Below are 22,671 nucleotides of genomic sequence, written 5' to 3'. Positions count from 1 at the left end.
TTGTCCATTGTTACCACTAGATCGTCAATTGTAGGCAGATACTTTCAACGATACACTAGCAACAAATCGAAAATCGTGCCTGTCAATATTTAGGAATAGGATGAACACTTATAGCTGCTTCCTAATGGTGCATCCAGCACAAAGGGGAGGTACAGGAGGAAGCCCTCTGCCGAGGCGTGGGGTGTTTCCCCCACAAATTCATCTTCTCACTTGCGGATGCACCACTAACAACCATAAGGAATTCTTCATTGTGAAAGGAGCTATCTTCTCCGAGAACGTAACTACTGTTTTCATCATGCAGACAACACAAGCGGACGACAATTCATCATTTGGTACGTGAAGCTTGTTGTTGAAAGAGTGGCGCACTTCTTCTTTCTCTATGAAAGAAGAAGTGCCTAATGGAATCATTGATCATGGATGATCAGTGCACCACGTACCTTGAAGGAAAGAGAACGTGAATATTGTACCTAAACTATCGAGCAGTGCCCGCACGCTGTGTTTTAGACCACGCGCTGTAGTGGGCAGCCATGTAGTTCGTGCCGCTATTTCAGTGAGCTTGGCCCTAGCAATCGCAGTACAATTTATGCTCTTTGGATCGACACAGTCTGTACAAGCTCAGATCAAACTGGACAACGGTCTTGCCATCACCCCTTATATGGGATGGAATACCTACTATGGACTCGGCAGTAATTTTAATGAGCAGACAATTGTCAGTATAGCCGACACGATGGTAAGTCGTGGATTAGAGGCTGTCGGTTATCAATACGTCTGGATCGACGGTGGTTGGTGGTCTGGTACGCGTGATAACAACAACAATATCACTGTTGACGCGACGCAATGGCCTCATGGCATGCAGTGGATTGCGGACTATATCCACTCTAAGGGGCTAAAGGCTGGCATCTATACCGATGCAGGAAGCAATGGCTGTGGCGGCGCCAATCAAGGCAGTTACGGCCACTATCAGCAGGATGTAGATCAGTTTGCTGCCTGGAGATTTGATGCGGTGAAGGTAGACTTCTGTGGCGGTCATGAATTGGACCTAGATCCAGCTACAGCATATGGTCAGTTTCGTGATGCACTCCTGAATAACAACAGCCATAGGCCTATGTTGTTCAATATCTGCAATCCATTTCCGCCAAATGTCTTCGGTCAGAATAACCCACCTCTACAAAAATCCGCATATTACTCCTACTCATTTGGTCCAAACACTGGTAATTCGTGGCGCACAGACACTGATGTCGGTTTTCCCAATAGCGTGCTCTGGCCCGATGTGCTGAGAAACCTGGACCACGATGCGGCCCATCCCGAAGCTGCCGGCCCTGGACACTGGAACGATCCCGACTACCTTGGACCAGGACTTGGCATGAGCGATGCGGAGGCGCAGGCTCAGTTCACTATGTGGTCTATGGTTGCCGCCCCCTTAATTGTTGGGAGTGATATTCGCAGCATGTCCGCGACAACCCAGGGGATGTTGACCAATCGCGATGTCATAGCTGTGGACCAGGATGCGCTTGGCGCGCAGGGAACTCGGATTAAGCAAGATGGCAATGGTGATGTCTGGGTCAAACCTCTTGCCAACGGTGATCGTGCTGTTACCCTCCTCAATCGAGGAACAAGTCCCTTGACAATCACAACCAGCACAGATGCTCTTGGTCTCACTCACGCCTCCACTTACACACTGAACAATTTGTGGACACACCAGAGTACAGAGACGGCGGGGCAAATTAGCACAACCGTTGCGCCGCAGAGTGCCGTTCTTTACCGCGTTTCCCCAAAAGCCGGAAATGATATTCCTCCTTCAACTAGCCTATCGGCTCCAAGCACGCCTGCGGCCTATCCTGGATCAAGTCTTTACCTGGCTCTCCCTGGAACGGGTATGACTATTTCCTCGACGTTTGAGAACTATGGACGTAAAACTGTTAATGATGTGCGCCTCGATTTCTCAGCCCCGCAGGGATGGCAAGTGAAACAGCAACCTGCCGGTACCCACACTATTGGAACTGGGGGGCAAGTCAAAGGGACCTGGCTCGTAACGCCACCAGCTGGTACCCTTCCTGGCAGTTACACGCTCTCGGTGACTGCGACATACCAATGGGGTAATTACCATAAGGAGAGCACAAGCACCCAATTAGTAGTAACCGTACCATCAGCGCCACCATCTGGTACCGGTTACCTCAGCGATCATTACTGGCTCGATGCCAACAGTAGCTATAGCGTCCCATTCCCCAATGCAAGCGTGGAAGGATACCCAATTACTTTACAAGGACATACCTATTCTAAGGGCATTGGTGTTGTTCCACAATCCGATGTTAAGTACTACCTGGGAAATAATTGCACACACTTGTCCGCGACGGTTGGGATCAACGACATTGTGAATCAGATTAACCAACAAGGCGGCACAGCAATATTCCAGATATTCGCTGATGGGACGAAGATCTACGACAGTGGACTCGTCACCCGGGCCGCAACCAAATCTGTTGATGTCAACCTGACTGGAGCAAAGGTGCTCACTCTACACGTCGATGATGCAGGTGACGGTAACTACAATGATCGCACTGACTGGGCAGATTTACAGCTGATCTGCGGTGCGCCAGTCAATACTGTTCCCAATGGTCCCTGGCCGCATTTTGTGCCGCAGTCAACTCTGAGTGCGTCCGCCACGAGTGCCCATGATGGTTACCCAGCCAGCGCAGCCGTCGATGGTAATCTGAATACGATCTGGCATGACGAATTTACTCCTCAAGCTCCGCTGCCTCAAGCAATTACCGTTGACCTTGGGAGCGTTCAGAGCATGCTGGGCTGACCTACCAACCACGCCTCGACACATCTACGACAGGAAGCATTACTGCCTATAATGTCTATGTCAGCACTGATGGGACGACGTTCACAAAGGTCGCGAGCGGCTCCTGGTCGTCCGACCGGTCTCTCAAATCCGTTAGCTTTAACACCCAGCAGGCACGCTATGTCAGGCTCGAAGCCACAAGTGGTGTCGGTGGCTACGCATCTGCCGCCGAGATCGATGTGGCTAATATACCTGCCGCTTAATGCCAGAGCAACATAAAAGTCAGCGCCCCACCCCAAACTCCTTCGCGCCGTAGGCGCGAAGGAGTTTGGGTATTGAGTAAACCAATTGGAGAGATCCTATGTCAGGCAAAATTCATGTGGAGGAAACCGAGGTACAAGGTTTCCGCGCACTGCACATAACTAACCAGGTGCTATCTCTAACGATCATCCCAAATCTTGGTGGAAAGATCAGCAGTATCCGCGATTTGCGCAATGGACGGGAATGGCTCTGGACGAACACTCAAATTCCATATCAGCGGCATAATTATGGAACCTCGTACCAGGAGGCCGATACAGGCGGGTGGGACGAATGTTTCCCGACTGTGAGCGCGTGCTCCTATCCCCTTCCCCCCTGGAAGGGCCGAAGCATACCAGATCATGGGGAGATCTGGCCACTGCAATGGTCAATAAGGTGTGATGGTGATACTGAGGCCACTTTGATAATCGACATGCAGGCCCAAAGCATTGGTCTCCCATATGTATTCCAACGCATCATCCGCATCACCGTTGACTCACCTAGCCTGCGATTTGACTATCGCGTCGTGAACCAGTCTGATAACGACATTGCATTTATCTGGAGTAGCCATCCGCTTTTCGCTGTCGAGCCCGGAATGCGCATACAGTTGCCAGACAACACACGTATGAATACATGGGTGAGCATGCCTACCCAACTTGATCCTCAATCTGGTGAGCAGGCGTGGCCCATCCATGCCAGGCTAGGTGAGCATGAATGGGATTTGAGCTACATGCCTGACGAGGCTGCGGGTATCGGGATCAAGCTGTGGAGCCAACCTCTTGCACAAGGCTTTGCTGCACTGATAGCAAGCGACGGGGAATTTCGCTTCACCTTTGATACTGCCCAGCTTCCGCAGCTTGGAATATGGATGAATGCCCGGGGCTACTCGGGCACGGGTAGCACTCCCTACTACAACCTTGGTCTAGAGCCATGTATTGGAGCACAGGACTCGCTGGAAGATGCGATCGAGAAATATCAGCGATATGAGATATTGCCAGCCAATGGTATGAAAGAGTGGTGGCTTGAGACTCATCTCAGCACAAGCTAAAAGATGTAAGCTCAGGAGTAGGGGATAGTGGTGTGGAGGCTGGCGGATGCCAGCCTCCACACCACTATCCCCTACTCAAAGGCGATGGGGAAAACTGTATCAGGTCTCCTTCGAGGAGATAAAAAGTAGCGCGGGGTCGCTACATACCGCAAGGTGAACCTTCGCGCCTTGATGATAGCTTTCTAAGCGCAAGATATGCTCGAAATGCGTTCTGGCTTGCTCGTACTCCTGAAGGCCAAGATGCCCAAGCCCCAGCATGTAGTGACAGTGAACCTCATTTTGCTTATCCTGATCACTCTCAAAGACCAGGAAATCGGGCAACGAGACGGCGAAGTAATCAATCTTGACCGCATCGAAGAGATGTTGCTCGCCATAATTGATCAGTTTATGGAAGCGACTCCTGGCTTTCTGTTGATCCTGGAGCTGGAGTTGCGCAAGTCCTTGATAGAAGATCATATCTGGTGGCTGATCGTTGTAGAACATCGCGCTAGTGGGTTCTTCGAGTCCATGGGCTGCGCGTTGGAAGCACTCTCTCGCATTGTCTACTAGTCCCTGTTTGGCGTAAGCACAACCCAGGTAGTAGTAAATATTATTCTCCAGTGTGCCCGTCAATTTCCCTTCTGCGAGGTTCTCGGGATAGATAAGTGCCTGCTGAAGCGTGTCGATGGCTTGCTGGCTATCTCGCGTCAGGAGCGCACGCTTCCCTAACTCGACATGCGCGAAGATATATTGCCGGGCGACCTGCCCTTCTCCGCCTTCCCAGGGATGGAAGATGTGCTCAGTAAGTAGCGCCAGGGCCTCTTCATAGCGTTGTAGGGTATTCAGCAAGGTGACGTATTCCAGGTAGAGATCATCACGCTCGATGACGAGCCCCCGATGCTTTTCCAGGCTTGCGAGCCTCTCTTCAGAGGCAACCCCTATTTTTTTGCGGAGCTGGTCTAACTCGTAAAGCACGCGGGCATCGGTCGGATCACACGCAAAGGCCGTTTCGAGTGAGCGCAATGCCTGCTCTGGTTGGTGCAGCGCATTGTAGTAAGCCAGGGCCAAATTACGATGGACCGTCGCGAAGCCAGCGTCCAGCGCTCTTGAGGTCTCCCAATGATGGATCGCATCTGCATGCCGTTTCTTGTCATAGAGCAAATTGCCAAGGTAATATTGGGCCCGGGCATCACTCGTATCGGCATTCGTGGCATGTTCAAGGACGATCAGATCATCGAGGCTGTTGGGGAAACAATAGTCTGTAGGCGCATTCCGGCCTGCATGGCGATAGATCTGTGCCTGCTCCTGTTGCCCTGCCTGCTCATGAATATAGGCGAGGTAATAGTAGACCATGGGAGAGAGATTTTCACGGCTCTCGCGTGTCAGGTGGGACAGCAGCGCGATACTTTCCTCATATAGTCCACTGTGTGCGTAATCGGTTGCCAGGGCAATATAGTTATGCGCATCTCTGCGCATCAAAGCGGTCAATTGTTCTTCGTTCTCCCGTGCCAGCGCCTCTTCACCTTTTGCCGTATGAAGCAGAATACGCTCATACTGCGCGCCAAAATCGGCAACATCGAGCCGCATCGTTTCAATGGCGAAATGCATGGCCTCATCCACATGCCCCTGCTTACGCAACAGCACCGTTTTGAGATGGCGAGCCTTGTAGTTATAGATATGGTGTTGCAGTGAGAGCTCAACCAATTTCAGAGCCTCGGTATATTGCTGATACATACAGACGATCTGGGCGAGGGTGAAGTAGCCCGCGCTCTGCCAGGCCTCGGACCAGATAGATTTATAGAGTGCTGCGAAAGCTTCATCGAGTCGTCCCTGGAACTTTAAGGCCTGGCCAAGCTGATAGTAGGCTTCGCTATCGTAGGGATTGGGATGATAGCGAGTAAGGGTTGCAATGGCAGTGCGGAAATAGCTTTCACTTGTCCGAAATAGTCCTCTTTGGAGGAGGAGCTTGCCGTACGCGACGTTAATACGGCTATCACCGGGATCGCGTTTAAGCCCCTCCAGGTAGTAAGGGTCGGGCTCAAACGTCGCGTGGCGATACTGTTCCAGGTGCTGTCCAGCCAGGTAGAGGGCCTCATTATTGCTCAGTGTTTCAGGTGTTCCAAGTGGAGAGGCGGGCTCCGGTAATTTCGCAATCTCCGATTTGACTGGCGTATAGGCTACCAGGAGACACCCTTGCGCGTCTCTGACCGTAATGGTGACGTCATTCGCCTGTTCTTCATGGTTAAGTGGTACCATGGTGGTAAAGGTCTGAATAGGCGAGAGCGTCGTGACTTCGTGCAGATAGTGCTGATGCTTGCCTCTCAGGTCGATCACGGCACCAGAGAAGAGAGCTGTGGCGTAGACCTGAATGCTAGCAAGATGGTTCGCATCGTCAATTTCCAGGTTGACTGCGGCATCAATCGAGGCATTTTTGACGAGCCCAATGTTTTTATAGGGCATAAAATACTGATTGAAGGATTTGGTTTCGTAGGGCTGGAGCCAGGAGAAATCGGGTTGGTTATCGGTGAAGACGCCAACCATGAGTTCTATATACGGTCCATCTTCATCGGTCAAATTACGATCCCAGGCCTTACCAAACTCGCCATTGCCCCATGTCCATTGTTTTTTCCCCGGTGAAATATGATGGTTCGCGACATGAAGGAGTCCGGCTTGTAGAGCATGATCATATCCACCAATAAAGTCATAGCGTGACTGGTACGCCATATAAGAGGTCGGGACAGGAATGTTTTTATACCATGAAATGTCCACCCCTGCGGAATAGTCCATTTTGTAATAGGTACCAGTGGCGATGGGGAAGCGGGAGACATCCCGTCTCCCATGATCGAAGACGGCATGGACATCGGGAGGGAAGACAGATTGGGTATGCTCGTTGACGGCGAACGCGGGATTGGCCCACCACAGAAAGGTCTGCGGTTGGGGTGTGCGATTATAGAGCTGCACCTGGATTTCCAGATAAGCTTTGCCTGGATAAAGTGTAAAACCAGCCGTCATCTTCGTGCCATACATACGATCTATTTCGCTTACCCAGATGGTTTTACTCTCGTCCTGGTTATGCGTAATACGATATTCGACCGGCCCATACGTATTTGGTCGATGGTGTTGTGGCCAGTTAAACTCGATGCCACCAGAGATCCAAGGCCCGGTCAGCCCGACGAGAGCGGGCTTGATGACACGATTATAGTAAACAAAATCGTAGTTGTTGGTTTTGTCGAGTGCGCGATAGATACGCCCCCCCAGTTCGGGCAGAAGTTCAATATGCAGGTATTCATTCTCAAGGCATAAGAGGTGATAGGACTGGAGCGTCTTCTCATTCTCAATCTTGCTGATGACTGGGTAGGGATAAACCTTGCCCGAGCTACCCTGGTACACCCGTTTTTCTAAGAACATTGGATTTTTATCCGGTTTTCCAGTGGCATAGGTGGGAATGACAACATCTTCTTCCCACACACGTACCTGTGAACTGGATTGTTCTTCCATATGTATCATCCATCCTGGTACTACTAACTATAGTTTTGCTGTTAGTGTACTGCCAGGCAATTATATTGACAATTGACGATATCGTGATTATGATGGACTATATAATGGTCTCTCCTAACGCTTGCCCGAAGGTAGGGCAGGTCCCTCTGATTGTTTTGTGTGGACCAAGGAGCCGAGGCACGATGAAGATAATACAAAAGGCGGATGGCTTTGAGGCGCAGAAGCTCATTGTTCTTCCAGAGGCTTTCCTGGAAGATGCCTCGCCCCATTCACTCTTGAAGCCCCTGTATGTCACTGATATTGGCTTCTTTCCCCATGCGCGCTACCATTACCGCGAGCGATCAAATGGCTGTGATGAGCATATTTTTATCTATTGTGCAGAAGGTGAGGGATGGGTCATCCTGGAAAGGGGCAAGAAACAGCGTATACCCAAGGGCAGACTTCTGGTGATTCCGGCCAAGACGCCGCATATTTATGGCGCAAGCGAAGACGATCCCTGGAGTATTTACTGGTTTCACTTGAAGGGCGAGGCGGTAGTGAATTTTGTTCAACAATTTGATATGCTTAACGCAACGCTCCATGTCCCCTCCACTCAGGCCACAAAAATTATCAACCTCTTTGAAGAGTGCTACAGTATTCTACAGTATAAAGGCTATTCTTTGCGGCACTATCTCTATGTGTCGCAGGCGCTGCACTACCTGCTAGGAATGTGTATACTTTTGCATGGGGAAGCGCAGGAGGACGATAACAAGAAAGAGGTCATCGAACGCTCCATCCAATATATGCTTGAACAGATACAGTCCTCCCTCACGCTCGACGACCTGGCCCACCATGTCAACCTCTCCAAACCTCACTTTATTCACATGTTCAAACAGGTGACTGGCTATTCCCCGATTGATTACTACCTGCGTCTCAAGATGCAACGCTCCTGCCTCTACCTTGACATGACGAATGCGAGTATCAAAGAGGTAAGCAAGAGCGTTGGCATCCATGATCCCTATTATTTTTCGCGCGTCTTTCGCAAGGTAATAGGTCAATCCCCTAGTGACTATCGCCGGTCCCGGCAGGGCTAGCAGGGTTCGACTGGCCTTGTCGAGAATTTCCGTTAACCTTTGACCGCGCCAGCGGTGAGACCACTTACCAGTTGCTTTTGGAAGAGGGTGAAAAGGATCACAATCGGGAGCGAGACCACGACGCTGGCCGCCATCATATCGGGCCAGCGGTCCTGGAACTCACCCACGTAGGTGCCGATAAAGCCAGCTGGAATGGTGCGCATATCTGGGCTGGTCGTCAGCGTGACTGCGTAGAGCAGTTCATTCCAGGAATTGAGGAAGGCAAAGAAGCCAACCGCGACCACGCCAGGAACGATTAAAGGGAAGACAATACGCACCAGGACGCCCACACGGCTCAATCCATCAATGCGCCCCGCCTCTTCAAGGTCGGTAGGCAGCGTATCGCAGAAACCCTTAACCATCCAGATACTAAAGGGCAAGGAAAAGGTGGTAAAGGCCAGCACCAGGGCGGGATAGGTGTTTAACATGTGCAACTGGCGAAACAGGGTGTAGAGTGAGATCAAGATTACCGCATATGGAAACATCTGTGTCGCCAGGATCACCAGTAGCACCGCTCGAACGCCGCGAAAGTGGAAACGCGAGAGGACGTAACCACCAGGCACAGCTGCTAGCAGTGTTAGCAGGCATGTGCAGACGCTGACGATCAAGCTGTTGGCGAAGTAGCGTACAAAGCCTTGTTGGTCCGCTGGGAGAATCTGGTAGCTATGTAGCGTGAATTGATGTGGCCAGAAGGTTGGCGGATAGAAGAAGGCTTCCCCCTGAGACTTAAAGGACGTGGAGAGGAGCCAGAAAATGGGAAAGAAGGCGTACAGTAGCAGCGCGACAAGGAGCGCGTAGGTCACAATGCGTATGAAGACATACCTTGTGCGGTGGCGCTGCGCATCGGCGTGGCGCGAATGTTGCTGTTCCGCGCTCATTACGCTCTGTGCGCGCGCCTGCCCTTCATTCGCCTCTTCCAGAGTAGTGATCAGCGGTTGGCGGTTAGAGATGTCTTTACTCATTGGGACCCGGCCTTCCCTTCCATGACACGGATATAGAAATTGGTAAGGAGGAGGAGCATGATCAGCCAGATCGTGCCCATGGTAGCTGCAATGCTGATATTCTGGTTCATGAAACCCGTGCGATAAATATTGACAATGATGTTATTGGTGGCATTGCCAGGACCGCCCTGGGTCATTGAGTAGATGATGGTGAATTCGTTAAGGCTCCAAATGAATTGAAGCGTCGTGACAACGACAATAATGCCACGAAGCTGTGGCACGATAACATGCCAGAAGCGCCCCCACATCCCAGCGCCATCCACCGTCGCCGCATCCAGTAAGTCCTGCTGGACTGTTTGCAGACCCGCGAGCAACATCAGCGTAAAGAACGGGAACTTGTTCCAGATGCTTGCGAAGATCACGGCGACGACAGCCAGTTTCCCATCGCCGCCAAACCAGGCTAGTGGCTGAGGGAAAGGGTGCCATCCCAGGATATTGATCGAGGTCAGAAGCTGATTGATGATCCCGTACTGAGAGTTATACATGTAGAAGAAGAGATAGGCGACCACGACATATGGAATGACCCAGGGAATGAGGGCCAGACCGCGCCAGAGCGTCTGAAAGCGCAGGCGCTGGTTAAGGATGATCGCGAAGAGAAAACCAATGACAAACGAGACGCAGGTAGTGACGACACTGAAAAGGAGGCTAAATCCAGCGGAACTCCAGAAATTATAGGTTGGCCGTGTTAGCACATCGACATAATTTTTCAAGCCCACCCAGTTGTTATCAAGAGGATCGGCCAGGTTCAGCGACTGGAATGAGAGCAGAATCGTGTTAAAAAGGGGGTAGAAGATGATGCCAATGAACAGGATCAGCGATGGTGTGAGCAGAACCCAGAAAAGCAATGGGCCGTTAAGACCACGTCCATAGTATGGCCGATTCCTGAAAGCATGTGACTTCTGCACCCGAGTGTTGATGAGAGACACGTGGGCACCTTTCTTCTCGTAATGCTAGAAACAAACAAGCGAGAATGCAGGCTGTTTATCGAGATTGTTCTCGATAAACAGCTTGTATTCTCTCTCCACAATGATATATGCGTACGTTACATATCCATTTCGTGGTGATAGAGCGCCTACTGCCCAAAGACGGTTTTCACATCTGTGTTCAATTGCGCAAGACGTTTGGGAACATTCGCGCCACCCGCAATATCCTGTAACGCTGTCACGACATAGGTCGCGGCCTGACTATACTTAGGATGATAGGCTGGCGGACGCATGGTTGGGAAAACTTTGTTGATAAAAGCCTGGCTGATGTCGTCTGAGAAGAGGTTGGCATACGGGCCGCCGCTTGCAACCTGACTCTTATGAGGGAAGACACCCTCTGTAACCAGGTAGTTAGTCAGTACCTGCTTGTTGGAAGTCAGATAGTCAATAAGCTTCCAGGCCAGATCTTTATTGTTGGAGTTGGCCGACATGCCCAGGTTGTGAATATCGGCGCAAGTTACAGGAGCGCTTTGTCCCGGTCCAACTGGCGTGGTGGTCACGCCCCAATGTGTATTGACATCAGCGACAGACTTATAGACGGATGGATTATCGCTCTGGAGGATACCAGTCAGGTAAGGACCATCGAGCTTGAAGACCATCTGGTCGGTCGACATCAACTGGCGCTCAGCTTTAATGGCTTGATCGGGTGGAGTCCAGTTTTTCTTTACCGCATCTTGCAACCACTGGAAGGCCTTCACCGTTCCATCATCTGCCCAGTTGATGGTGACGTTACCCTGGTTGTCTTCGTGCATAGGATCGCCTCCAAAGGTCCAGATCCAGGGCCAGAAGCCAACGAGTGCATACTCGGTTTTGGATATATCAATACCGATCGGATGAGCATTGGCAGGCAGCTTGGCCCGTAGCTCTTCCATTACACTGTTGAGTTCATCTATGGTAGTGGGGGCTTATCGGGGCTGAGGCCATGCTTCTGCAAGATGGTTTTGTTATACCAGAAACCATGTGGCGAAATACTGAAAGGAACTGCGTAGACCTGACCTTTGTAGGAGCCTACCTCAAAGGTGTTGGTAAAGGCATCGTTACGCCAACTCCCAGCGTAGGAATTGAGTGACTGGAGCGCTCCACCGCCGCCAAGGGCATAGGGCCAGTTTCCGCTAAGCTCCATGACATCTGGAGGATTACCACCAGTGGTCATAGTCTGCAACTGCGTAAGCATGTTATCGAAAGGAATGGCAATATTCTCGACCTTGGCTTTAAACTGCGTCTCAAAACCTTGCAACGCCTGGTCGATCTGCGTCTTCGTCGCTGATTCAGCTGACGCCCAGTTCGCGTACTTTACAGTTGTGGAGCCACTACCACCACTACCTCCCTGGTCTCCTCCACAGGCCGCCAGTAAGGCCTCAAGACTGCCCGCAGTCATACCGACCATCAGTGCCCGTGTCAGGAGATCTCGGCGCCCGATTTTGCCTTGAATGATGTCCTGGAAAATATTACTCTTTTCCGTATAGGCCATATGGACGACACCTTTCTCTCGTCGTTGTGTAGAAGCAACACTGCCTCCATGCTATGGGTTTAAATTGAAACAACCTTCAGTGAAAATACCTGCTGTTAGTATAAAATTGACACACCTTAGGAACAATTGACGATATGGTGATTAGAATGGACAATATAATGGTTTCTCTTCTCAGAGAGCCTTCGCGCCTGAGGCCTCTGAGCTTCCCCAGTTTAGTGGTTCTCCGTCACCTTCCGTGCAAGAAGGTGTTATTTATGCACATGGTCTTCGCCTGGTAATCTTACTTGCTCAACGAATCTAACGCATCCTCAAAGCTGATCTCACCCTTAGAAAGCTGCTCAAGAACATTTGAACGCTCAGAAGCACCCTCATATCCGATTATCTTCCTGCCCTTTATCAGCTCGGCGTTTGTGCCAACCAGGTCGATGCCGTTTGTGGTCAGGGTCTTTGCCGAAAACCAGCCCGTGACGGCGATCGTGAATACTATCCGTGCGTTGCTGTATGGACAGCCCGTATCCCAGGAGATCTGGGTGGCGCTGGCTTGGTGCGTTGGCATTCTGGTTGTGGCCTACCTCTTTGCGATGAGGGCCTATAACAAGCGCGTGTCATGAACCCAGTTTTCCAAACCGGGGCGTGGCCGCGAGGCAACCCGTCTCAAGCCCCGATGGACCCGCCGCGTCATCGCCAGTTGCGCCAGCTCGTGTCGCAAGCCTTCACGCCGCGCATGGTGGCTCACATAGAGTCGCGCATCACGGAGATCACCAATGGATTGCTCGACCAGGTGCAGCATTTGGGTGAGATGGATGTGATCAGAGATCTGGCTTATCCTCTGCCTATCATGGTCATTGCGGAGTTGTTGGGCATCCCTGCGGAGCGGCGTGAGGAGTTCAAGCAGTGGTCTGATGCTTTCGTCTCGGGAGACGCGGAAGCGACGGAAGAGGCCAGGCAGGCGGTCATGCTGCCTGTGGCCTGCATGACCGCCTACTTCACCCAGATCCTTGAGGAGCGGCCCCACAACGACCTGGTGAGCGCACTGCTGCTGGCGGAAGTGGATGGGGAGCGCCTCTCGAACGAGGAATTGATAGGGTTCTGTGTGCTGCTCCTGGTCGCCGGCAACGAGACCACGACCAATCTGATTGGCAATGCCATCCTATGCCTGGATGAGCATCCTGAAGCGGTGGAACTCCTGCGTGCCAATCGGGACTTGGTGCCGAGCGCTCTTGAAGAGGCACTGCGCTACTACTCGCCGCTCAAACTCACGATACGCGGGACCACGACCGAGACGACGATTGGCGATCAGCACATAGAAGCTGGTCAGTTACTCTTTGCCTGGATCGCCTCGGCGAATCGTGATGAGGCCCAGTTCCCCAATGCCAATCAGTTCATGATTGAGCGCGAGCCGAATCGGCACCTGGGCTTCGGGCGTGGCATCCATTTCTGTCTGGGCGCCCCCCTGGCGCGTTTGGAGGCGAAGATTGCGCTGAACGCGATGCTCGACCGCCAGCCTGGCTCCTGGCACGTGTCCGATGCGCCGCGGTCTCTGATCAGTAGCATGTCCGTTTTGGGGGTGAAGACGTTGTCCTTGACATGGGAGAAGTAACAGAACGTGAGTTCTGGCGAGCAGACCACTCTCTGCTGACTGATAGGAGCCCTCACAAACGCTTCTCCCAGTCATCGGAGGGATCAGCCAATCATCACCGCTCTCTCGCAAAACCCCATGCACGAATCGGAGGCCAGTTCTGGTTATGAAACGTCTTTTTCACGTGGGTCAGGTCGTGTCTCATCCCTCGACACTGGCTGTTTTCTCTGGTTTGTTTGCTGCGATCATCGCCTTTCTCATCAATCTTCTCAGCGGAGGAAATACTTCAGGTCAAATTATCACCGCGCTGGTCTTCGCACTATTGCTCAGTCTGTGTCTCGCGGCCTGGCAAATGTACACGCAGGATCAGAGCGGGAAGCAATGGATGGCGATGATGCAGGAGATGGTCTTCCAGACCTACTTCCTCACGCTGCTTACCGACAATCCAGAGATCTCACAGATCGCACAACAACGGCTGGGCCAGGTGTTGAAAACCTTAAATGGCGATCAGCAGGTTAGCATGGTGAAGTTTTTCAGTCACAACGGTATGCCTACTACGTTTATCGGCGATGCCTTGCAAGGAAGCACGAGCCTGGTCGGGGCAAACCTCCAGCAGATTGAACTCCCTCAGATCCACTTGGCACATGCGAATCGAAGTCGCGTGAACTTCGGGGAAGCCAACCTGAGGGAAGCGAATTTTAGCGATGCGACGTTGTATCGTGCCGACCTCTCTGGTGCCAATCTGTCCCAAGCGAGCCTCACAAAAACTGACCTGAGAGGGGTCAATTTGCAGGGAGTTGATCTCACCAAGGCCAATCTCTATTATGCGAATTTGCAGGGAGCTGATCTGGACGGGGCGACGCTCACCTCGACGAGGCTGATTTGCATGCGGCAAAAGTGACTGAAGAGCAATTGCAGACGGTAGTCTCTAAGAAGAACGTGAAGCGAGAGCCTTGAACTTGGACAAGTTTCTCTGCATCTCTTAAGTGACTGTCAGGAAGGTTTTAATTCCATGGGGAAAGATTTCTCAATAGAATAATATGTGCTTCTTGAGATATATGGTAGAGATACATTAGTAGTGAAGGCCTTATTGAACGCTTAAGAATATGGAAACGGGATAGATAAAGTGTTCTCAAATTTGCAAAGAGCAAGACATTGCCACATCAAGAGAAAGCCGAAGTCGCTCAAGAAGCGCATACCGCTCTGGTTCGTGACGTGTAGTATTATTGCCATTCTCCTGGTTGTCTTTGTGTCGCAAGGAATAGGAGTTGCTGAACCGGCGTGGTCACGTTCATCCGCACAACACTCAATACCATTGAGACCTTTGATACCACCAGTTAGTGTAGTGTCGAAGTCGCTCAAGAAGCGCGTACCGCTCTGGTTCGCGACGTGTAGCATTATTGCCATTCTCCTGGTTGTCTTTGTGTCGCAAGGAAATGGGGCAGGTGGGGCATGGCTGGCGGATGTGTTACGGGGGACAGTAGGGCCTACGATCACGGCGCAAGTCGAATCATGGTATCTCAACTTTATGAATACAACGTCGCAGGTACAGTATCAAATGGGGGATAAAAAAGTGAGCGCACCGTGGAATGGGGTACAAGCAACCCCATCACCCTCGCCTATGCGGCCCGCATTGTCAACCTTATCGCCCATGACACTCACACCAATGACTCCATTGGTCAGTCCTGCGCTCTCTGGTGAGGGGGTCTGGACGACGTTGGATCAAGCCCCTCAGCCGTATAACGACTTACCACTGGATGCCAAAGCCTATATACGCCCTGATCCATCGCATCCGTATGCTATCGTGACCATGCTGCAATTTGATTCGCGTTTCACATCACTACATATCGTAGGTGGTACCGCCGAACCAGGAGGATCACGAGGCGTGCATGGCCCCGGAGTTATTCCCGCTGCTGATCAGCAAGGCAACGGGTTGTTGGCGGCCTTCAATGGCGGCTTCAAATACCCAGATGGTCACTATGGGTTAATGTCGGGTGGTACGGTGTATGTTCCTCCTGTCTCTGGCGTTGCCACCATCGCCATTACGAAAAAAGGCAAACTGATTCTTGGTGCTTGGGGTGTTGATCCACAGCTTAACAGCCAGAATACGAATCTGGTGGCCTGGCGGCAAAACGCGGCTTTGCTGATTAATAAGGGCGTAATCAATCCGTTGACGCGGGATGGAGCGGCCTGGGGTGGTACTGTCTTAAATAGCGCCTATGCCTGGCGCTCGGCGATTGGCATTACGGCGAAGGGAACGTTCATTTATGCAGCAGGTAATGCGCTGACCGCCGAAACGCTCGGTATGGCCATGAAATCTGCCGGTGTAGTGATGGGGATGCAAACGGACATCAATCCATTCTGGGTGCGTGCTTTTCTCTACAACCGTGATCGGAACGGGCAATTACAAGTCAACAAATTGCACCCCGAGATGCAGGGGACTGGATACGAATACCTGAACGGCACGGCGCGTGATTTCTTTTACCTGACCCGCTTTGCTCCCACGATTCCACCCACCTGGTAAGAGCCATGCACCGAAGGTGCACCACCCTGGATGAAAGTCATCTATTCTGAGACTTTCAGAGGAAATGCCTATCAAGTGAGCAAGTCTGGCCCTCAAACGTGAGAAATTGCCCTCAATCTTGAGCACTAGAGCGCCAGTCAAGAAATAGGAAGGATAAGGTTGACAGGCCAGGTCAGAGATGGTTAGCTCAAGAAAAACGCATGTGAAAGGCGGGAAGAAGATGCAACCATTCCTTTGGCAGCCAACAGTTGAGTTAAGCAAACAAGAAGAGCTGATTGTGAAAAAGATTCGGAAAGCGAAGCTGTTTTTGTTTTTGCGCCAGCACCGACACGAACTACTCGATGAAGCATTTCAACAAGAGTTGGCGGTGCTGTATCGCCCGGCAGAACGAGGACAACCGCCTGTAGCTCCTGCCATGTTGGCGCTGGCGCTCATCCTGGAAGCATACACTGGGGTTTCGGACGACGAAGTGATTGAGGCAACGGTGATGGATCGACGGTGGCAGTTGGTCCTGGATTGTGTGGACGCGGATGAGGCTCCGTTTAGCAAAGGAACACTGGTAGCCTTTCGCCATCGGCTGATTGAAGGACAAATGGATCGGCGGCTGATTGAACGAACGATCGAGATTGCCAGTCAAAGCCAGGCATTTGGGCCACGAGCCTTACGCGCGGCTCTGGATAGCAGCCCGTTGTGGGGAGCCGGACGAGTTGAAGATACGTACAACTTGGTGGGTCACGCGCTCAAAAAGGTCATGCGTGTGGTGGCTGATCAGCAGGGGAGGGAGCTGGTCGAGGTAGCGACGGAGGCGGGAGCGGGCCTGGTCTGTGAAAGCAGCCTGAAAGCAGCGTTGGATCGCAACTGGGACCAACAAAGGGAGAAAGACGAGGCACTCACCCTCGTCCTGAACGTGTTACGAGCAGTGGAAACCTGGGTGCAAACCTTGCAGCCGGAAGACGCACTCCTGGCTCAGCCCTCTCTCGCGATTGCGCAACAGGTAAAGGCGCAAGACGTGCAAGTAGATGAAAAAGAAAAAGAGCGTCTGATCAAAGGGGTAGCCAAAGACCGACGAATTAGCGTGGAAGATGGACAAATGCGTCATGGACGTAAAAGTCGGAGCGTGCTGGTCGATGGGTACAAACGCCATGTCCTGCATGATTTGGATACGGGCCTCATCCGTGCGGTGGGAATCACGCCAGCCAATATCCCTGAAGCCAGTGTCACTGAAGCCATCAGCGAAGACCTGGAGCGACAAGAGGTCTGTTTAAAGGAGCTACACATTGATCGGGCCTATTTAAGCAGCCATTTGGTGCCGGAACGCAGCGAAGACCTGGAAGTGTATTGCAAAGTCTGGCCAGTGCGCGAGAGCAAACGCTTTGCCAAGCAAACCTTTACCTTAGATTGGGAGCGGCAGATCATCCGTTGTCCAGCTGAGCAGGAGATGCCTTTTGTGCTCGGTGGGGTTGTCCACTTTCCCAAAGCAACCTGCGCTCAGTGCCCATTGAAAGAGCAATGCACGACCAGTGGAAAAGGACGCAGTGTAAGTATCCATCCCGATGAAGCCTTGCTCACCGCGTTACGCGAGCGTCAACAGACCGCGCAAGGACGGAGCACATTACGCGAACGAGTGGCGGTCGAGCATACGCTGGCTCATGTGGGCTGATGGCAGGGACGACGTGCCCGTTATCGCGGACTGAGAAAGAACCTCTTCGATCTTCGTCGTTGTGCCGTTGTTCATAATTTGCATGTCTTAGCTCGTTCCCAGCAATGTATGGATCCAAGCCAGGACGCTGCTTGACTCTTGAGAGAGGCTCTCGAAAAAATGGTTCGTGTTATCAATCTTCTTGCAGAAACGCGAACGGTTCAAGATGATTCTTTTGCAGGAAAGGAACGGTCTCATACACATTTAAATGAGCTGCGTGCTCAATATCTTCTCCAAAGCCTCCTTCACGTAGAGCGCGGCCCGTTGCACAATCCCAGAGCAGCGTTTCCAGATCACCAACTGCCTGTGCAAAGCCTCCCTGGCACACTCGTGCTTCCGGGGATTTGGAATAGTCCAGATACGACAAAATCGCTCCTGCTCCCAGATAATCTTCTACTGCAACGCGCAAAGGCCCGTCTTCTGAAGGGACACCCCAACGTTCTCCACAAGCAATCACGGTCACACTGAGGTTCGGGTCCCGATCAAGGAGCTCGGAAAGAGCCGCAGCCACGGCTCTCGCGTTGACAAGAGATCCAACAAGAAGACAAGGATCTTGCTTGCCATAGCCACAGCATGTGGCTCCATTCGGAGACGCTAAGACGATCTTGCTTCCTGGTTCCAGTGCGAGAAAGCTTCCAGGAGAGAGTGAGAAGCGTCCTTTGGCCGGAACCTCCTCTCGCAGAACAGCCGGTTCACCTCCCACCTCTTGAGCCAGGACGACGGCATCCTCCTGAGAGGTGCAGGGATAGATGATTCCTCCCTGATGGACGGCGGTTACGGCAGTCGTAGAGAACGTCAAGGTATCGACAATAACCACGACATTCTTTCGATCGGTTGCTTGATGAACGCCCCGCCAGCCCCAATCGAGCCGACAGCGATAGGGATGTTGCGAATGACGATGGGATTGGGTGGTTGCCAACGTATCTTCTCCTTTATCTCTCCGCTCTCAGAAATGACCTCTTCATTGTAGCAGAAAGCATGGGTCTTCTTCCAACCAGCCCGAGCTTTTTCTGTCAATTTCATCATTCCCATTTCTCGACCGACTCTCTAGTACATACGTTTTCTGGAAAACCGCTCCGCATCAGGCTTCTTCCATCGATGGCTTGTAAATGAGAGGGAGAGAAAGAGCGGTTCGCATGAGCTCGAAAGAAAGGCAAGTGTCTGATCAGGTCAAGGAAGGTGTCCATCCCGTGCGTCACGCGTCTCCGGTGCGCAAGATCCGAGAAGTTTTGCCCTTTCTTCTCTGTTAGACTGTTTTCAATAAATATGGTCCACACAATATTGTCTATAAGAAATTTCGTCTTTAGCAAACATCTCCATCCAGAGATGCTTTCTTTCCATTTCTGCTCCGAGGAGGAGGAAGAGGAGAGTAGTTGGGGTTTCTTCAGAAGTTATCTGGTTATTTGGAAAACTCAACATACCTACTGGAAAGCGAAAAAAAAGCATGCCCCCATACGATTTTGATGCCTTGTGGGACTATCAGCATCCCAGCCAGACGGAAGCAACATTTCGTCAGTTGCGTGCCCAAGCAGAGCACAGTCGTGACCTCTCCTATCATCTGCAATTGCTCACGCAGATTGCACGCACGCAAGGACTTCAGAGAAAATTTGCAGAGGCACACACCACCCTGGACAGCGTGAAGGACCAATTGCGTCCCGAACTGGTGATGCCAACCATTCGCTATCTTCTGGAGCGAGGGCGAGCCTTCAACTCTTCAGGTCATCCCGGCGAGGCACAGAGCTGGTTTCAGCAAGCCTGGGAACTTGCTCGAGTCCACGAACAAGCTGCTTTTTTTGCAGTGGATGCCGCCCACATGTTAGCCATCACGGCCAGTTCCTTCGAGGACAAAACCACCTGGAACCAAGCCGCCCTCTACTATGCTCTCGCCTCGTCCGACGAGCAAGCACGTGGGTGGTGCGGTTCCTTATATAACAATCTGGGGTGGACCTACCACGACCAGGGAGCATATCAACGCGCTCTGGAATACTTTCAGCAGGCTCTGGCCTGGCAGCAGGAGCATGGGACGGCACACGAGGTACGGATTGCCTGGTGGTGTGTGGGCCGAGCGCTGCGTTCTTTGCAGCGCACAGCAGAAGCACTTGCTTTGCAACAGGAACTGCTTGCCGAATGGGAAAAGAGCGAAGAAGAACAGGATGGATATGTCTCTGAGGAGATCGGGGAATGCCTGCTCATCTTAGGCCGGGCAGCAGAGAGCCGAGCGTACTTCGCCCGGGCCTATACGTTGCTGAGTCAGGATATCTGGTTGGTAGCCCAGGAGAACGAACGATTACAACGGTTAAAGCAATTGAGTCAGGCATCAGAAGAAGTAAGTAGTTCCCAATAACCAGAGTCTTCCATCATTGACACACAAGGCCACGCAAAAGCTCTGATACGCTTTCTTGAAGCAAGGCGTGCGTGGCCTTGTTTCCCATTTCCCGGTGAGAACTGCTCATGGCCAACCCTTTGGTAGGAAGCGGCCAAACTTTTCAGTAATTCGCAATGCACTTACGCTCACGATCCTGGTGGATGTAACCCACCATTAGGAGAAAGAATACGATTGCATGGTTTCGCGCACTCGATCCAGCCACTCGCCTATCAAGGCATTGAAGAGCTGAGGCTGCTCAATTGGTAAATTATGACCGGCTCGGTCCAAGACCGCGAATGTTGCGTGAGGATAGTTTTCCAGAATGCGCCAGGCATCGCGGTACCCTGCAACATGATCTTGTCTCCCTGTAAGAAACACGACTGGTCTAGGAAAAGGGTGAGGAAGCTTCCCAACATCAAATGAGCAGCTATACCGCTGACTGATTTCCTGAAGGAACGCTTCATCGGCAATTTTCGCCCCCTTGAGAATCTCATCTCGAAAACGTTCCCAATGGTATTGATCCTGCACCACAGCCATCGAAGTAAATTCTTCTGCATCGGCAGGATCGAGCTGAGCCAACAGAACTGGGTCTTCAAGCATCACCGTGCGCGGTGGAAGATCGCGTCGGGATCGTTCCATAATAACGCCAGAGCAAATGAGCGCCATCCCTGCAACCTGCTCAAACTTGTGGTGAACTACTCCCTGGCTCAGATATCCCCCATAGGATTCGCCCACGAGAAGAAACGGTTGCCCAGGAATGACAACGTCGATAAAATTGACGACAACATCGAGCATGTCATCCGTACTCTTGAGAGACTCCTTGCCGGGCGTTTGCCCCATACCGGGCAGATCCAGATAGAGGCGTTGCCATCCTTGCAGCTGGGCAAAAAGCGGTTCCAGACAGCCCTTCATCTGTCGGTGATCACAAGAGAATCCGTGAAGCAAAATGATAGGAGTACCTGTTCCATAGACTTCATAAAAGAGAGGAACACCTCGAACGATGCATTCCATAAGCGAACATTTCCTTTTTCTTGTTGCTGAAGACGAATATCTTGCGGCTGAAGTTAGCCTCGCTTGAAGAGAAGCTCCTCTCAGTATATATTGCCGGGAGCATCAATACCAGGAGAAAAATATGCGCACAGCATTGTTCGCCAGCATTTTCTTACCTATTTCCTCTCATAAAACAAGGCCTTTTTCACATATATAATGCATGGTGAGCTTGCTCCACTTTTGTAGAGTAGTGGAATATTTGGATATACTATTCTCGAAGGAGGAATGAGATCATGCAGGAAAAACAGAAAATCTATCCGCCGGAATTTAAGTGAGAAGCCGTGAGACTGGCGCAAACGAGCGGCAAGCCGATTACGCAGATTGCTCGTGAGCTCGGCATTTCTGATACCTCTATTCACCAATGGCGCAAGGAGTTGACTGAGCATGGCCCCGAAGCGTTCCCTGGGAGCGGCCATCAAACCGCTTTGGAAGAGGAAAACCGCCGACTCAAACGCGAGCTAGAACGTACACGTCACTCAAGCGCATCCCATGGTTCTCAAAAGCAAGTGCAAAGCTAAAACCAAGGGCTAATCTTGCTACCAGAGTCATTAATATGAGCATTTTTCCTTTTTGGCAGAACGTGCGACGCACGTTCTCACAGGTCCTATTTATCTAAACACCAATGTATAAGCGTCAGGGATAAATCACGGGGACTTTCTAGCTCTCTCTCTGTAAAAAAGACAGAGGGGAAGTTCTCGATTATGGCTTCTTGACAGCTTCTATGCAGAGCTCAATGCGCGTGTCGTAGCCAACAAGGGAGATGCCCATATCCAAGACTTGGTTGAAGTGCATACCAAACATGCGCCGGTCGATGGTACCAATTGAAAGGAGGCCAAGTCGCCAACCATCGCTAAAGGGATCGCGTGCGTAGCCATTGAAATCTGTTTGAAAACTAACAGTATGCGTAATGCCACACATGGTCAGATTCCCAGTGATAACACAGCTTTTGGAGGCAGTACGCCTGACACGCGTGCTCTCAAAGGTAATGGTAGGATATCGTTCCACATCAAAGAAATCAGCAGAGCGCAGGTGTAAATCTCTCTGCTCAATACCCGTTGAGAGACTGGCCGTGTTGACCGATGCCTTGACCCAAGAATTTTCCGGTTGTTGGGTATCCAGATAAATACTTCCTTGTACCTCGTTAAAGCGTCCTTTGACGACATTAATCATCAGGTGTTTCACGGAAAATTCAACGAGCGTATTATACGGATCAATGTCCCAGTACATAGAGATACTCCTACAAAGGTGGCCAAACTCCACAAAGCGTAGATACGTGCGTGAGA

The 22,671-nt window shown here is 51.5% G+C and carries 16 protein-coding genes and 3 pseudogenes; 11 read left to right on the top strand and 8 right to left on the bottom strand.

Annotated elements, in window-relative coordinates; genetic code table 11:
* The first annotated feature begins 454 nt into the window (after positions 1-454).
* The 3 genes from JMJ04_RS30455 (at position 455) to JMJ04_RS30445 (ending at position 4,127) form a co-directional block, all read left to right on the top strand.
* A complete protein-coding gene (locus tag JMJ04_RS30455; RefSeq protein WP_201374116.1) occupies positions 455-2,803 on the top strand; it encodes an NPCBM/NEW2 domain-containing protein in 2,349 nt (782 codons plus the stop codon).
* A complete protein-coding gene (locus JMJ04_RS30450) occupies positions 2,800-3,045 on the top strand; it encodes a discoidin domain-containing protein (RefSeq protein ID WP_201374521.1) in 246 nt (81 codons plus the stop codon). The genes JMJ04_RS30455 and JMJ04_RS30450 overlap by 4 nt, the downstream gene beginning before the upstream one ends.
* Positions 3,046-3,143: 98 nt before the next feature.
* A complete protein-coding gene (locus tag JMJ04_RS30445; protein ID WP_201374115.1) occupies positions 3,144-4,127 on the top strand; it encodes an aldose epimerase family protein in 984 nt (327 codons plus the stop codon).
* Positions 4,128-4,226: 99 nt separating this feature from the next.
* On the opposite strand, the gene JMJ04_RS30440 is transcribed toward JMJ04_RS30445, so the two are convergent.
* A complete protein-coding gene (locus JMJ04_RS30440) occupies positions 4,227-7,604 on the bottom strand; it encodes a DUF5107 domain-containing protein (protein WP_201374114.1) in 3,378 nt (1,125 codons plus the stop codon).
* 182 nt (positions 7,605-7,786) lie between these two features.
* On the opposite strand from JMJ04_RS30440, the gene JMJ04_RS30435 reads away from it, so the two are divergent.
* Positions 7,787-8,677, top strand: a complete 891-nt coding sequence (locus JMJ04_RS30435; RefSeq protein WP_201374113.1) for an AraC family transcriptional regulator — start codon at positions 7,787-7,789, stop codon at positions 8,675-8,677.
* Between the two features lie 32 nt (positions 8,678-8,709).
* Here JMJ04_RS30435 and JMJ04_RS30430 read toward each other — a convergent pair whose 3' ends face one another.
* From JMJ04_RS30430 to JMJ04_RS48195, 4 genes are all read right to left on the bottom strand, one after another.
* Complete coding sequence (locus JMJ04_RS30430; RefSeq protein WP_201374112.1) at positions 8,710-9,678, bottom strand: carbohydrate ABC transporter permease; 969 nt, start codon at positions 9,676-9,678, stop codon at positions 8,710-8,712.
* Positions 9,675-10,643: a carbohydrate ABC transporter permease gene (locus JMJ04_RS30425; protein ID WP_201374111.1), complete on the bottom strand. Its 969-nt coding sequence runs from the start codon at positions 10,641-10,643 to the stop codon at positions 9,675-9,677. The genes JMJ04_RS30430 and JMJ04_RS30425 overlap by 4 nt, the downstream gene beginning before the upstream one ends.
* A gap of 146 nt (positions 10,644-10,789) precedes the next feature.
* Entirely contained in the window at positions 10,790-11,572 is a 783-nt protein-coding gene (locus JMJ04_RS30420) for an extracellular solute-binding protein (protein ID WP_201374110.1), read from the bottom strand.
* A 17-nt stretch (positions 11,573-11,589) separates the two neighbouring features.
* Complete coding sequence (locus JMJ04_RS48195) at positions 11,590-12,171, bottom strand: ABC transporter substrate-binding protein (RefSeq protein ID WP_201374109.1); 582 nt, start codon at positions 12,169-12,171, stop codon at positions 11,590-11,592.
* A 362-nt stretch (positions 12,172-12,533) separates the two neighbouring features.
* Between JMJ04_RS48195 and JMJ04_RS49020 the strand changes: the two are divergent.
* The 5 genes and pseudogenes from JMJ04_RS49020 to JMJ04_RS30390 form a co-directional block, all read left to right on the top strand.
* Positions 12,534-12,782 (top strand): annotated as a pseudogene (locus JMJ04_RS49020) (ABC transporter permease); the annotation flags it as partial.
* Positions 12,779-13,771, top strand: coding sequence for a cytochrome P450 (locus JMJ04_RS30405; RefSeq protein ID WP_236038529.1), 993 nt, complete (start codon positions 12,779-12,781; stop codon positions 13,769-13,771). The pseudogene JMJ04_RS49020 and the gene JMJ04_RS30405, both read left to right, overlap by 4 nt.
* Before the next feature lie 145 nt (positions 13,772-13,916).
* On the top strand, positions 13,917-14,651 hold the full coding sequence (locus JMJ04_RS30400; protein ID WP_201374107.1) for a pentapeptide repeat-containing protein: 735 nt from the start codon (positions 13,917-13,919) through the stop codon (positions 14,649-14,651).
* Between the two features lie 444 nt (positions 14,652-15,095).
* The gene (locus JMJ04_RS30395) at positions 15,096-16,274 is read left to right on the top strand and encodes a phosphodiester glycosidase family protein (protein WP_236038527.1); all 1,179 of its coding nucleotides are present in this window, start codon (positions 15,096-15,098) and stop codon (positions 16,272-16,274) included.
* A gap of 220 nt (positions 16,275-16,494) precedes the next feature.
* Positions 16,495-18,069 (top strand): annotated as a pseudogene (locus tag JMJ04_RS30390) (IS1182 family transposase).
* A gap of 37 nt (positions 18,070-18,106) precedes the next feature.
* Here the strand turns inward: JMJ04_RS30390 and JMJ04_RS30385 are convergent.
* A complete protein-coding gene (locus JMJ04_RS30385; RefSeq protein WP_201374106.1) occupies positions 18,107-18,892 on the bottom strand; it encodes a 2-phosphosulfolactate phosphatase in 786 nt (261 codons plus the stop codon).
* Positions 18,893-19,417: 525 nt separating this feature from the next.
* Here JMJ04_RS30385 and JMJ04_RS30380 point away from each other — a divergent pair.
* Entirely contained in the window at positions 19,418-20,317 is a 900-nt protein-coding gene (locus JMJ04_RS30380) for a tetratricopeptide repeat protein (protein WP_201374105.1), read from the top strand.
* 195 nt (positions 20,318-20,512) lie between these two features.
* On the opposite strand, the gene JMJ04_RS30375 is transcribed toward JMJ04_RS30380, so the two are convergent.
* On the bottom strand, positions 20,513-21,349 hold the full coding sequence (locus JMJ04_RS30375; RefSeq protein WP_201374104.1) for an alpha/beta fold hydrolase: 837 nt from the start codon (positions 21,347-21,349) through the stop codon (positions 20,513-20,515).
* A gap of 320 nt (positions 21,350-21,669) precedes the next feature.
* On the opposite strand from JMJ04_RS30375, the pseudogene JMJ04_RS30370 reads away from it, so the two are divergent.
* Positions 21,670-21,861: pseudogene (locus JMJ04_RS30370) on the top strand (transposase); the annotation flags it as partial.
* A gap of 226 nt (positions 21,862-22,087) precedes the next feature.
* Here the strand turns inward: JMJ04_RS30370 and JMJ04_RS30365 are convergent.
* Positions 22,088-22,615, bottom strand: coding sequence for a YceI family protein (locus JMJ04_RS30365; protein WP_201374102.1), 528 nt, complete (start codon positions 22,613-22,615; stop codon positions 22,088-22,090).
* Positions 22,616-22,671: the final 56 nt, after the last annotated feature.

The organism is Ktedonobacter robiniae, from assembly GCF_016587375.1.
Taxonomy (GTDB): Bacteria; Chloroflexota; Ktedonobacteria; order Ktedonobacterales; family Ktedonobacteraceae; genus Ktedonobacter; species Ktedonobacter robiniae.
This window is presented reverse-complemented; position numbering and strand designations above follow the sequence as displayed.